The following is a 13307-nucleotide window of genomic DNA, read 5'->3' on the forward strand; positions in this document are numbered from 1 at the left end:
GGAGTGAAACAGTCCCCGGGACCTGGTACCAATGACCGGTGAGCGAAGAGCGGATGCTGCGGGAAGAGGCCGAGGGACGACTGCGGGCGCTGGCGGGCGAGCACGCCCGGCTGCGCGAGGACCAGTGGGCGGCGATCAAGGCCCTGGTCGTGGACCGCGACCGGGTGCTCGTGGTGCAGCGGACCGGCTGGGGCAAGTCGGCGGTCTACTTCGTCGCCACCGCGCTCCTGCGCGAGCTGGGCGAGGGGCCGACCGTCATCGTGTCACCGCTGCTGGCCCTGATGCGCAACCAGATCGCCGCCGCCGAGCGCGCCGGGATCAACGCGGTCACCGTCAACTCGGCCAACCCCGAGGAGTGGGAGCAGATCTACGCTCAGGTCGCCGAGGGCGTGGTCGACGTGCTGCTGGTCAGCCCCGAGCGGCTCAACAACCCCGACTTCCGCGACCAGATCCTGCCCGAGCTGGCCGAGAGCGCCGGCCTGGTCGTGGTGGACGAGGCGCACTGCATCTCCGACTGGGGTCACGACTTCCGGCCCGACTACCGGCGGCTGCGCACCATGTTCGAGGAGCTGCCCGAGGGGGTGCCGGTCCTGGCCACCACCGCCACGGCCAACGCCCGGGTCACCCACGACGTCGCCGAGCAGCTGGGGGAGAACACCCTCGTCCTGCGCGGGCCGCTGGAGCGCGAGAGCCTCCACCTCAACGTGGTACGGCTCCGCGGCGCCGAGCAGCGCCTGGCCTGGCTCGCTCAGACGCTCCACGAGCTGCCCGGCTCCGGGATCGTCTACACCCTCACCGTGGCCGCGACCCAGGAGATCGCCGCCTACCTGCGTGAGCAGGGCCACGAGGTGGCGGCCTACTCCGGCCAGACCGAACAGGCCGAACGGCTCGCCGCCGAGCAGGCCCTGCTCGACAACAAGATCAAGGCGCTGGTCGCCACCTCCGCGCTGGGCATGGGATACGACAAGCCCGACCTCGGCTTCGTCGTCCACGTCGGCGCGCCGCAGTCGCCGGTCGCCTACTACCAGCAGGTCGGCCGGGCCGGGCGCGGCGTCGAGCGCGCCGAGGTGATCCTGCTGCCCGGGGCGGAGGACCGGGAGATCTGGGCCTATTTCGCCTCGCTGGCCTTTCCGCCCGAGCCGGTGGTGCGGGCGGTGCTCGCCGCCCTGGATGGGGGCGGTGTGCTGTCCACGGCCGCGCTGGAGAACCGGGTGGACCTCAGCCGCAGCCGGCTGGAGACGATGCTCAAGGTCCTCGACGTGGACGGCGCGGTCCGCCGGGTCAAGGGTGGCTGGGAGGCCACCGGCGAGGCGTGGGACTACGACGCCGACCGCTACGCCAGGGTCGCGGCGGAGCGGGAGGCCGAGCAGCGGGCCATGCTCGACTACCTCGACACCACGGGCTGCCGGGAGGAGTTCCTCCGCCGCCGTCTGGACGACGACACCGCCACGCCGTGCGGGCGCTGCGACAACTGCACCGGTGCGCACCGCCCGCCCGAGGTCGGGACCGAGGCGGTGAGGCGCGCGGCCGAGAGCCTGCGGCGCCCCGGGGTGGAGATCGAGGCGCGTAGGCAGTGGCCGACCGGGTCGGCCGACCTGAAGGGCCGGATCAGGCCGGAGCTGGGCGCGGAGCCGGGAAGGGCTCTGGGCCGTCTGACCGACATCGGCTGGGGAAACCGGCTCCGCGGACTCCTGGCCGACGGCGCGCCCGACGGCCCGGTCCCCGACGACGTGTTCGCCGCCGTGGTCGAGGTGCTGGCCTCCTGGGAGTGGGCGTCCCGTCCGGTGGCCGTGGTGGCGGTGCCCTCCGCGACCAGGCCCCGGCTCGTCCGGAGTCTGACCGAGCGGCTGGCCCAGGTCGGACGCCTGGCCTACCTGGGCGACCTGGGATATCGGTCCGGGCCGCCTGGACGGCGGTTCAACAGCGCCCAGCGGGTTCAGGCCGTCCGGGCCACGCTCGCGATGCCCTCGGCGCTCGCCGACGCCGTCGCCAAGGCCGATGGGCCGGTCCTGCTGGTCGACGACCGGGCCGACACCGGCTGGACCCTGACGCTCGCCGCCGCCATGCTCCGCCACGCCGGAGCGCCCGCCGTGCTGCCGCTCGTCCTCGCGGTCACCTCCTGAGCCGGCGGCTCCCCGGCGGCCGACTCCTCGCCGCCGATCCCGGACACGGCAGAGCGAGGGCCGGCGGGGCCGGGTCAGAGGCGGGGGCGGGCACCCAGGTGGGAGATGGCCCGGGAGGCCAGGTGGCAGCCCGCGGCGAGGGCCTCGGCGGGAGGCTTGTTCTCCAGCCAGGCCGGGAGGAAACCGGCGGTGAAGGCGTCACCGGCACCGGTGCCGTCCACCACCCGCTCCACGGCCTCGGCGGGGACCTTGACCGGCTCGGCGCGGCTGTTGGTGTACCACAGCGCGCCCTCGTCGTTGAGCTTGATCACGACCTGGGGGAACCAGGCGGTCAGCACCTTGGCGGCGGCGTCCGGCTCCTCGCGGCCGGTCAGCACCTTGGCCTGGTCGGCGTTGGCGAACAGCAGCTTGGCGTTCTGGGTCCACTCAAGGAACGGCTCGGCGCCGGTGCGCTCCAGAGGGGCGGAGGACGAGCAGTCCACCGAGATGGACATGCCGGCGCGGCGGGCTGTCTCCAGGGCCGCGAGGCCGGCCTCCCTGGAGCCCTCGTTGATCAGGGTGTAGCCCGACAGGTGCAGGTGGCCGCCCTGGACGAACAGGTCGCGGGGCAGGTCCTCGGGCGATAGGGCGGCGTTCGCCCCCGGATCGGACAGCATGGTCCGCTCGCCCTTGTGGGTGACGAGTACCACGCAGGTGCCGGTCGGCCGTTCCGGATCCATGACGAGACGCGCGTCGACGCCGTAGCCCATCAACTCCATGTCGCGGTTACGCCCCGTGATGTCGGCGCCGCGGCGCCCGATGAAGGCCACCTCGGCCCCCTCGACGGCGAGCCAGGAGGCGATGTTGGCCCCCGAACCACCGCCGTGCATGGTGACGATCGCCGGTGTGTCGCTGGCTCTCGCCAACGGGTAGCGAGCCCGGGCGACCGCGTCGGTCATGAGATCGCCCACCACGACCACCCGCGTCATGATGTCACCACCTTGCTGCCTTCGATGCTGACGTGCCTCTAGCCGCCAAAAACTTAACAGCTTCCGGCCAGCGTATGGGGTCAGGAGCGGACAGCGGACCATAGTCGATGCACAAGCGTTGTGTGAACCTGCCACAATCCGCCCGGCTGGTCTGGCATATGCCGTTCACGGCTACTCTCGGGACTGTGGAGGCTGTTCGATATCCCGCCCATTGGGAGGCGGACGTCGTCCTGTCGGACGGCGGCACCGCCCATGTACGCCCGATCCGTTCCTCCGACGCCGACCGGCTGCGCTCCTTCTACTCCAGGCTCTCCGAGGAGACGATCTACTTCCGTTTCTTCGGCCCCCGGCCCCGGCTGTCGGACCGCGACATCACCCGGTTCACCGACGTCGACTACGCGGACCGCGTCGCGCTGATCGCGACGATCGGCGCGGAGATGGTGGCGGTGATCGGCTATGACCGGATCGAGCCGGGGGAGGCGGAGGTGGCCTTCCTCGTCGAGGACGCCCACCAGGGACGCGGGGTCGCCTCGGTGTTGCTGGAGCACCTGGCCGAGACGGCCAGGGAGCGGGGGATCGCCCGGTTCGTCGCCGACGTGCTGCCCGCCAACCGGAAGATGACGGCGGTGCTCCGGCAGGCGGGCTACACCGCGCAGAGCCGGTTCGCCGACGGCGTGGTCCGGATGACCCTCGACCTCACGCCGACCGAGACCTCCCAGGAGGTGACCGCCTCCCGCGAGCACCGGGCCGAGTCCCGCTCCATCGAGCGGCTGCTCTCGCCGGGTTCCGTGGCGGTCGTCGGCGCGGGCAGGGAGCCGGGTGGCATCGGTCAGACCGTGCTGCGAAACCTGCTCGCCGCGGACTTCGCCGGCCCGGTCTACCCGGTGCACCGCGAGGCGCGGGCCGTCGCCGGGGTGCGGGCCTATCCCAGTGTGACGGCCATCGACGGCGAGGTGGACCTGGCGGTGCTGGCCGTACCCGCCGAGGGGGTGATCGAGGTGGTGAAGGAGTGCGCGGAAAAGGGGGTGCGCGGACTGATCGTGGTCTCCTCGGGCTTCGGCGAGACCGGTCCGCAGGGGCGGGCGAGACAGGATGAGATGGTCCGTATCGCCCGCGCGTACGGGCTGCGCGTCGTCGGTCCCAACTGCCTCGGCGTCGCCAACACCGATCCGGCGGTCCGGCTGAACGCCACTCTGGCCGCGACCGTTCCCGGGCACGGCAGGGTCGGCTTCTTCAGCCAGTCGGGTGCCCTGGGCACCGCGCTGCTGCAGCGGGTGGCCCAGCGCGGCATGGGCATCTCCTCGTTCGTGTCGGCGGGCAACCGCGCCGACGTCTCGGGAAACGACCTCCTGCAGTACTGGGAGGAGGACCCCAGGACCGATGTGATCCTGCTCTACCTGGAGTCGCTGGGAAACCCCCGTAAGTTCGCCCGGCTCGCGCGGCGCATCTCCCGGCGCAAGCCGATCGTGGTGGTCAAGAGCGGCGGCGCCACCCAGGGCGTGCCCACCGGTCACGCCGCGCCCGCGCTCGGCCTGCCCGACACCGCGCTGAGCTCGCTGTTCGAGCAGGCCGGGGTGATCCGGGTCGACGACCTGATCCAGCAGTTCGACGTGGCGCAGCTCCTGGCCTACCAGCCGCTGCCCGCCGGGCCCAGGGTCGGCCTGGTGGGCAACTCCGACGCGCTGGCGCTGCTCGCGGTCGACGCCTGCGCGCGGGCCGGTCTCGACCCCCGGCCGCCGGTCGACCTCGGCGCGCGGGCGGGGGCCGCCGAGTACGGCGCGGCCCTGGCCTCGGTGCTCCCGGAGGTGGACGCGGTGGTCGTGATCTACATGCCGCCGATCCCCGGCGGGGCGGCCGAGGTCGCCGCCGAGCTGCTGAGGGTCTCGCGAGACCGCGGCAAACCGGTGCTGGCCACGTTCGAGGGAGAGGTCGGCGTGCCGCCGGAGCTGCGGGCGGGGCCCACCCCCGAGCGGGGCGCGATCCCCTCCTACGCCGCGCCGGAGGAGGCGGTCCGAGCCCTGGCCCACGTCGTACGGCACGCCCGATGGCGGGAGCGGCCCGCGGGTCTCCCGGTGGAACTTGAGGACGTCGACACCGCCGCGGCACGGCGGCTCGTGTCGGCGGGGCTGAGGGCGGCCAGGACCGAGATCGACGCCGCCGGGCTGCTCGCCTGCTACGGGCTGGCCGTGTGGCCCGCCGAGACGGTGGGCTCGCCGGAGGAGGCCGTCGCGGCGGCCGAGCGGCTGGGCTGGCCGGTGGTGCTGAAGGCCGCCGACCCGGAGGCGGCCAAGCGCGCCGGGACCGTCCGTCTCGGACTGTCCGGCCCCGACGGGGTGGCCGAGGCGTTCGCCGGCCTGACGGAGCAGCTCGGCGCGGGCGCCGTGCTCGCGGTGCAGCGGATGGTCCCGCAGCCGGCGGTGCCGACCGTGGCCGGCGTCGTCGAGGACTCCGCGTTCGGCGCGGTCGTCTCCTTCGGACTGGGCGAGGTCGGTGCGCGGTTGCTGCGCGACGAGGCGTACCGGCTCGCCCCGCTGACCCGCGAGGACGCGGCGACGCTGGTCAGGTCGCCGCGCGCGGCCCCGCTGCTCTTCGGCGAGTACGGCTATCCGCCGGTCGCGGTCGGGGCGCTCGCGGATCTGCTGGTCCGGATCGGGCGGCTGGCCGACGATCTGCCGGAGGTGGCCAGGCTGGACCTCGACCCGGTGCTGGTGGGGGAGTCCGAGGTGGCCGTGCTGGGGGCGCGCGCCGTGCTGAACAGCCTGGAGGGCCCCCGGGTCGACGCGGGGCCGCGCCGCCTGGGACCGAGCCGGTCACGGTAAAAACCTCATGATCGGCGATTCAACTACAATTACTTGTCAAAACCTCAATTAACTGTTCTCTTTCATAAGGAAACAGCATTCGGTCGGGATTGTGTTTTTCGCCGAGGGCCGAACCTCGCGCGCTCCAGGCGAAAGCGCTGCCCCGGACAGGGCAGGATGGACCCATGAGGGAAACCCGACTCTCGGCCGCCGGCCTGCGCGATGCCATCGATCGCAGCGGCTACTACCCCGACCTGGTCGCCGACGCGGTCGACTCCGCCCTGGGCAAGGAGCAGGTGGGCGCCTACGTGGTGCACCACGAGGCCACCTTCGACCCCGCCATGGAGGTGCGCAGGCACGTCACCGTGCTGGTGCTCTCCCCCACCCGGCTGCTCGTCTGCCACACCGACGAGCACTCGCCGGTGGAGGGGGTGTCGGTGGCACACGCCTCCACCACCACCGAGGCCGTACGCCTGAGCAGGATCCAGTCGGTCGCCGTCACCCGGGTCGTCCCCGACCCCGCCTCCTACGTGCCGGGCGTGCCGCCCACGGAGGTCACACTCACCATCGGCTGGGGGGCCATCTCCCACGTCGACCTGGAGCCGGCCACCTGCGGCGACGACAACTGCGAGGCCGATCACGGATACACCGGCGCCATCACGGCGGACGACCTCTCCCTGCGGGTGAGCGAGGCCGCCGACGGTTCCGAGGCCGTCTCCCACGTGCTGGCCTTCGCCAAGGCACTGTCGGAGGCCACCGCCCGCGCCGCCTCATGACCGCCCCACTGATCCCGGCGTACGGCACCGCCTCCCTCGCCGACCTGTCCTCCTCTCTGCTCACCGTGCTCGGGATGGGAGGGGAGAACCCGCTCGGCCTCGAACCGGCCGGCCGGGTCCTGATGTTCATCGTCGACGGCCTGGGCGCCGAGTTGCTGCGCGCCCATCCGGAGACGGCCCCTTTCCTGTCCGCCAGACCGGCCGGAGTGCTCACCGCGGGCTTCCCCGCCACCACCGCGACCAGCCTGGGCACCCTGGGCACCGGCCTGCCGCCCGGTGAGCACGGCATGCTCGGCTACCAGCTCGCCGTGCCCGGCGCCGGCTATCTCCTGAACTGCCTGCGCTGGACCGCCGCGGGGCCGCCGGTCTCCTCCGACGAGTGGCAGCCCACCCCGACCGTGTTCGAGCGCGCCGCGGCGGCCGGTGTTCCCGTCAGCTACGTCGGGCCGTCCGAGTTCGGGCCCACCGCGTTCAACCGGGCCGTCTACCGGGGCGTGACCTTCGTCGGCGCCGACACCCTCGACGACCGCGTGGAGGGGGTGCGCCGGGCGCTGGCCGAGCCCCGCTCTCACGTGACGGTCTACTACGGCGACCTCGACTCCGCGGGCCACCGCTTCGGCTGGGGCAGCCCGCAGTGGCTCAAACGGCTCGCCGTCGCGGACCGGCTGGCCGAGCGGCTGGCGGGCACGCTCCCGCCAGGCTCGGCGATGTACGTCACCGCGGACCACGGCATGGTCAACATCACCGAACGTGTCGACGTGGACACCGTCGCCGCGCTCCGCTCCGGCGTCGCCCTTCTCGGCGGCGAGACCAGGGCCCGGCACGTCTACGCCGTTCCGGGCGCGGCCGAGGCGGTGCTCGCCACCTGGCGCGACCTCCTCGCCGGAAAGGCGTGGGTCGTCTCCAGACAGGAGGCCGTCGAGTCCGGCTGGTTCGGGCCGAGGGTGCGCTCAGGATGGCTGCCCAGGATCGGCGACGTCCTCGCCGTGCCGTACACCGACTGCGCCGTCGTCGCCTCGGTCGACGAGCCGACCGAGGCGTCGTTCACCGGCGCCCACGGCTCCCTGACAGCCGCCGAACAGCACGTTCCCCTACTGGAGGTGAGCACCCGTTGAACCCGCTGATCACTCCGTCGGAGCTGGCCGTGCTGGCCGAGCTGCCCGAGACGACGATCCTGGACGTGCGCTGGCGGCTCGGCGGCCCGCCCGGAATCGAGTCCTACCGCGAGGGGCACATCCCCGGCGCGGTCTTCTGCGACCTCGACGCCGACCTCGCCGCGCCGGCCGGGCCACAGGGCCGCCACCCGCTGCCCTCCGCCGGGCCGTTCCAGGACGCGATGCGCCGCCTGGGCGTCTCCGGCTCCCGCGCCGTCGTCGTCTACGACGAGGCCGACTCCACCGCCGCCGCGCGGGCCTGGTGGACGCTGCGCCACTTCGGTCACCCCGACGTCCGGGTCCTGGACGGCGGCCTGCGCGGCTGGATCTCCGACGGGCTGCCCCTCGCCGGGGGCGAGCAGGCGAGACGGCCGGGTGACTTCGTCGCGCGGCCGGGCGGGATGCCGGTGCTCGACGCCCGGCAGGCCCGGGACCTGGCCGTCGACGGGGTGCTTCTGGACGCCCGCGCCGGCGAACGGTACCGGGGCGAGGTCGAGCCGGTCGATCCGGTGGCCGGGCACATCCCCGGCGCGGTCAGCGCCCCCACCGGTGACAACGTCGACCCGGCCGGACGCTTCCACCTGCCCGACTTCCTGCGCGAGAGGTTCAACACCCTCGGCGCGGTCCCCGGGGTGCGGGTCGGCGCCTACTGCGGCTCCGGTGTGACGGCGGCCCACGAGGTGCTCGCCCTGGCGGTGGCCGGGATCCCGGCCGCCCTCTACGTCGGATCCTGGTCCAACTGGGTGGCCGACCCGTCCAGGCCGGTCGCCACCGGCTGACCTCCATAGCCGAAACACACAAAACCGTCCACCGCCGTCTCCGCGCTCGCCATGACGAGCGCGGAGACGGGCGGGTGGCCGGCGGACAGCAGACCGTGGAAGGCCGTCATGAGCGTCAGGGTCTCCTCGTCGCGCACCGGCACCAGGCTCGCCACCACGCACCGCGTTCCCAGCGACAGGAAGGTGCCGGCCAGCCCCAGCGGCGCCCCGTCGACCGGAACGTGCGCCATGCCCGCGTCGCAGGCCGACAGCACCACCAGCCCCGGCGGGGTGCGCAGCCGCAGCAGGTCGTAGGCCATCAGCGGGCCGTCGTCGAGGTCGATGCTGGACAGCAGCGGACTGCGCGGGCAGAACATCCCGTGCGCGGCCAGATGCGCCGTCCCGGCCCGCTCCAGCGCCGCCAGCACCGCGGGCCGGCGCGCCACGACCCGCTCCGCCCCCCGGTGAAGGGCGCCGACCATGTCCGCCTCGGCCCCGGCACACCGCGGCCCGGGACCGGCCACCGCCACCACCCCGCCGTTCCGTACGGCCCGCGCCCGGTATCCGGCCAGCCAGGCGGCGGCGCCGGTGGCCACCGACACCGGGCGGCCGGCGTTCATCGGCAGGACCGGCCACGGCAGGGTGTGGAGGGTCCCGGTCGGCACGATCACCAGAGGGCGGTCGCCCAGCCGGCCGCGCAGAGGGCCGAAGAGCAGCCGCTCCAGCAGCGCGGCCTCCCCGGCGACCCCGGGCGACCTCCCGTCGCGCAGGTGCGTCCTGCGCAGGCCGTACCGGAGCCTGACGGTGGCCTCGGCCGCGGTCGCGAAGGAGCCCAGGCGGCGCAGGGTCACGCGCTCCGGGGTGATCGCTACGGCGACCAGTTCGTCGCCGTGCCGGGCGAACTCCACCAGGGCCGCGTCCCCGAGCGCGGCCCGTAGCTCGCCCAGGTCGGGGGCGATGGGCCGCCCGGCGCCTCCCACCACCGCCCGCCACCGTTCCGACCAGGCCAGGACCGTCCGGCCCCGGCCGGTCCGCAGCGCCAGTGCGAGCCCGAAACCGGCCAGCGGCTCACCGGCCCTGACGGCGTGCGCGCGCACCATCGGGTCCTCGACCGCCGCCGCCCGCGCCCCCACCTCGGCCAGCCCGGTCAGGACCGTCGCGAACGCCCCACGCCGGTCTCCGGCCAGCGCCCGCCGCACCGCCGTCGCCTGCCGCGACAGCACGCCGGTGCCGGAACGGGCGAGGCGGGAGAGCTGCTCCTCCGCGGTCTCGCGGTCGCCCGCCTGGAGCGCCGCCTCGGCGGCGGTCAGCCTGAGCCCGCCGGACACGTCCCGATGGCCCGCGCCGTCCAAGGCGTCCGCGCACGAGAGCATCTCGGCGAGCAGTTCCCCGCAGGGCGGGCCGAGCGCGAGCCTGGCCCGCAGCAGGACCTCGGTGGCGAGCGGAACCAGCACCGTCCGGCCCTGGGCCGCCAGATCGGCCGCGGCCCGCTGCGCGCTCTGCCGGGCGCGGTGAGGATCCCCGGTGCGCAACTCGGCCCTGGCGAGGTGGAGCCGCGCCTCGGCCAGGGCCACCTCCGCGCCCGCCGCGGCCAGTTCGGGCACCGCGCGGTCGAGCAGCGCCCGTGCCTCGCCCGGCAGATGGGCCGAGATCAGCGCCTCGGCGAGGTCACAGCGCATCACGGCCAGCCGTTCCGGACAGCCGAACAGGCTGCTCTCCGCGCGGCGGTAGGCGCTGAACGCGCCGGCCAGGTCCCCGCGCCGCGCGGCCAGGAACGGCAGGTTGCCCTCGGCGAGCGCGAGCAGGTGGTCCAGGCCCGACTCCCGGGCCAGTTCGGCGCAGCGGGTCAGGTCGGACTCGGCCGTCTCGAACTCCCCGAGCAGCGTCCGGGCCAGCCCCCGGTTCAGCAGCGCCCCGGCCAGGAAGCGTGTGTCGCCGCCGAGCAGGCCCACCGCGCGGTCGCACTCCTGCACGGCCTCGGCGTACCGGCCGAGCCTGGCCAGAGCCACCGCCCTGTGGACACCCAGCTTGGCCACCTCGACCGGGGTGAGGTGGGGTTCGGCGGCCGCGGCGAGGGCCAGGGCCTGTCCGGGGTGGCCGAGTTCGGCGCGGACGGGGACCAGCGACAGCCGGGCCTGCGCGGCCCGGTGCGGCAGGCCGGCGGCGAGCGCCACGTCCACGGCCCGGTGCAGGTGCTCCTCGGCCAGGGGCAGGTCGCCCAGCTCCCGGGCGGCCAGTGCGAGCGCCCGATGGGCGACCGCGGCGGCCTCGCCGCCGGAGCCGGTCGTGGGGGCGGAGCGGAGCAGGCTGCTCGCCAGGGCGCGGGCCCGCGCCGGATCGCGGCCGGAGAGATCCACCGCCCGTTCGGCGGCGGCGAGTGCGCCGTCGGAGATCACCTACGGGCGGATCCGGGTCCAGCTGGTGACGACCGGTGGATGCTCCGGCCGCCGGCAGACCACGCTGAACCAGCCGGGGGGCAGGCCGGTGACGGCGAACTGGCCCGTCGCCGAGACCTCACGCGACTGGGTGAGGTGCGGGGTGCGCACCTCCACCGTCGTGCCTCCCTCCGGCGGAGGGGACACCTGACCGGCCAGGTCTACCAGGCCGTCCACCGAGGCGACCTCCAGCTCCACCGTGACCTCGGCCGCGCTGAAGCGGAGCAGCCGCGCCTCCTCGGCGGACCGGACGCCCAGGGGGACCGGTGTGGCCACGGGCAGGGCCGTGGCGGCGTCGGGAAGCCGCAGGCCGAAGGCCGCCCGGGCGGCACCCTGGACGTGGACGGGCACGGGATCCCGGCCGGCCGCCAGGCGGAGCGCGGCTATCAGGGATTCGTCGTCGAGTGCGGCCGGGCGTCGGGTCACGGTGTCGCCTCCTGGGCGGTGAGCATGGTGCGTAGCCGGTTCAGGCAGCGTCGCCTGGTGGGGCCGTAACTGCCGCTGGGCATGCCCAGCCGCCCCGCGAGCTGGTGCACGCCCGCGTCGGGAGCCGTCGCCATCAGCAGGAACAGCGAGCGGCAGGGCTCGTTCATCGTCTCGACGGTCCGCCACAGCCTGCGGCTCTCGTCCGCGGAGAGCACGGCCAGCGCGGGGTCGGGATGGGTATACGCGGCCGGTGCCGGGGCGAAGGCGTCGTTTCCGGCGTGCCCGGTGTTTCCCGTGTTCCCGGCGTCGGCCGGATCCGCGACGAGCCGCTCGCCGCGCCTCCGCCTGCTCAGAAGCGCGGCCTCACGCCTGGCCGTGGTGAACAGCCAGGAGCCGATCCGCTCGGGGTCGCGGATGGTGTGCAGGCTCTCGACCAGCCGCAGCCACGTCCCCTGCACCGCGTCGGCGGCGTCCGCGCCGCTCAGGCCGTGGGCGCGGACCATCGACCAGAGCGGCCCCGAGAACCGGCAGACCAGCGTGTCCCACGCCGCCTGGTCGCCCGCCAGCGCGGCGTCGATCGTGTGCTGGTCACTCACCGGCGCCTCCGGACCACGTCGAACACACCCGGTGTTCGCGCGAGTACTTTGGGCGAGACTTTACCTCGGCGCGGGCACGACGACCCCCAGATCGGGGATTTGCCGTGTTCGCACGGGATCGAGGACGTGGGCCGCGGCCTCCTTGGGCGTCCGGCTCCGGCACGCCTCCGCGATCGCCCCGCTGACCACGGCGGTGGCGAAGGAGGTCCCGCTCCACCGCGCGTAGCCGTGGAACGCCCCGTGCTCCAGGAAGGCGCTCGCCGTCCACTCACCTCCGGCGCAGGCGTCCACCCACGGACCGTGTGCGGAGAACGGCGCCCTGGCCTCCTCGGCGGCGTCCAGCGCGGCGACGGCGATCACCCCGGGCAGCGCGGCGGGCCAGAACGGGCGGTCCGAGGCGGTGTTGCCCGCGCAGGCCACCACGGCCGTGTCCGCCAGGGTGGCCAGGGCCGCCTCCAGCAGAGGGGAGGGGCGGTCGTCGTAGGTGTGCCCGCCCAGGGAGAGGTTGAGCACCTGGGGCGGGTCGATTCTGAGCCTGGCCAGGGCGCGCAGCAGCCCGGCCTCGTCCCCCACCCCGTGACCGTTCAGCACCCGGAGCGGGCGCACCCGCGCCGTGGGAGCCGACCGCAGGATCAGCCCGGTGACGAAGGTGCCGTGCCCGGCCTGGACGTCGAGCCTGCCGTCGCCGTCGGAGTCGGGCGGGTCGGGGGCCTCACGCCGCTGCTCCCAAAACCACGGGCGCTCGCACCACCAGGGGTGCGCCGCCAGGCCGGTGTCCGCCACCGCCACCGTCACGGCGTCCTCACCGGACTCCGCCGCCTCGGGGAGGGGAAAGGCGGGCGAGGGAAAGGGGCGGGAGGCGGGCCCGCCGAAGAACAGCGGCTGGCCCACCAGCACGTGGTTGGGGGAGGCGGGGTAACCCTGGTCACGCACCGTCGCCGACAGGTCGCAGACGTCCACGCCGGGCGAGAGCCGGATGCGGAAGATCCCGTCGGCCTCGGCCGCGGCGGCGGTCCACCGGGCGACGGCCGCGGCTCCGGCGGCGTCCGCCAGCAGCTGGCCGGGCCTGATCAGCGCGGGTGCTCCGGCGGTGGGCTCCACCCGTTTGATGTCGGCGTTCATCCAGCCCTCCAGGGGTTGATCACCAGGTCGATACGTGTTTTCCTCTCAGAGGATGCCGTAGTCAAGTGCGCGCGTCGCAACTTCTCGGTATGACCCCCCCTCTGGTGCGGCGTCACAACCGACGGTAGTCTCTCCTTCAGTCACCTGTGAT

10 protein-coding genes are annotated in these 13307 nt (G+C 74.2%); 5 read left to right on the forward strand and 5 right to left on the reverse strand.

The annotated features are described in order from the left end of the window. Positions 1-53: 53 nt before the first annotated feature. Positions 54-2123: a RecQ family ATP-dependent DNA helicase gene (locus ABZ194_RS14775; protein WP_355596288.1), complete on the forward strand. Its 2070-nt coding sequence runs from the start codon at positions 54-56 to the stop codon at positions 2121-2123. Between the two features lie 74 nt (positions 2124-2197). On the opposite strand, the gene ABZ194_RS14780 is transcribed toward ABZ194_RS14775, so the two are convergent. Then, positions 2198-3091 (reverse strand): sugar kinase, encoded by an 894-nt coding sequence (locus tag ABZ194_RS14780; RefSeq protein ID WP_355596232.1) that lies wholly within the window; start codon positions 3089-3091, stop codon positions 2198-2200. Positions 3092-3249: 158 nt separating this feature from the next. On the opposite strand from ABZ194_RS14780, the gene ABZ194_RS14785 reads away from it, so the two are divergent. The 4 genes from ABZ194_RS14785 to ABZ194_RS14800 all read left to right on the forward strand — a co-directional run bounded on the left by ABZ194_RS14785 (position 3250) and on the right by ABZ194_RS14800 (position 8598). Next, positions 3250-5910 (forward strand): bifunctional GNAT family N-acetyltransferase/acetate--CoA ligase family protein, encoded by a 2661-nt coding sequence (locus tag ABZ194_RS14785; protein WP_355596290.1) that lies wholly within the window; start codon positions 3250-3252, stop codon positions 5908-5910. 164 nt (positions 5911-6074) lie between these two features. Further along, positions 6075-6665, forward strand: a complete 591-nt coding sequence (locus ABZ194_RS14790; protein WP_355596234.1) for a DUF5998 family protein — start codon at positions 6075-6077, stop codon at positions 6663-6665. Then, a complete protein-coding gene (locus ABZ194_RS14795) occupies positions 6662-7780 on the forward strand; it encodes a nucleotide pyrophosphatase/phosphodiesterase family protein (RefSeq protein WP_355596236.1) in 1119 nt (372 codons plus the stop codon). The genes ABZ194_RS14790 and ABZ194_RS14795 overlap by 4 nt, the downstream gene beginning before the upstream one ends. Beyond that, positions 7777-8598, forward strand: a complete 822-nt coding sequence (locus ABZ194_RS14800) for a sulfurtransferase (RefSeq protein WP_355596238.1) — start codon at positions 7777-7779, stop codon at positions 8596-8598. The genes ABZ194_RS14795 and ABZ194_RS14800 overlap by 4 nt, the downstream gene beginning before the upstream one ends. On the opposite strand, the gene ABZ194_RS14805 is transcribed toward ABZ194_RS14800, so the two are convergent. The 4 genes from ABZ194_RS14805 to ABZ194_RS14820 are packed head-to-tail and all read right to left on the reverse strand — an operon-like array spanning position 8538 to position 13156. Further along, a complete protein-coding gene (locus ABZ194_RS14805; protein WP_355596240.1) occupies positions 8538-10973 on the reverse strand; it encodes a CHAT domain-containing tetratricopeptide repeat protein in 2436 nt (811 codons plus the stop codon). The genes ABZ194_RS14800 and ABZ194_RS14805 overlap by 61 nt on opposite strands. Next, positions 10974-11438, reverse strand: a complete 465-nt coding sequence (locus tag ABZ194_RS14810) for a hypothetical protein (protein ID WP_355596242.1) — start codon at positions 11436-11438, stop codon at positions 10974-10976. Then, positions 11435-12034, reverse strand: coding sequence for a sigma-70 family RNA polymerase sigma factor (locus tag ABZ194_RS14815; RefSeq protein ID WP_355596244.1), 600 nt, complete (start codon positions 12032-12034; stop codon positions 11435-11437). Before ABZ194_RS14815 ends, ABZ194_RS14810 begins: the two co-directional genes overlap by 4 nt. Before the next feature lie 60 nt (positions 12035-12094). Next, the gene (locus ABZ194_RS14820; RefSeq protein WP_355596246.1) at positions 12095-13156 is read right to left on the reverse strand and encodes a S8/S53 family peptidase; all 1062 of its coding nucleotides are present in this window, start codon (positions 13154-13156) and stop codon (positions 12095-12097) included. Between the last annotated feature and the right edge of the window lie 151 nt (positions 13157-13307).

Origin of the sequence: Streptosporangium sp. NPDC006007 (assembly GCF_040614315.1) — a bacterium.
GTDB lineage: Bacteria > Actinomycetota > Actinomycetes > Streptosporangiales > Streptosporangiaceae > Streptosporangium.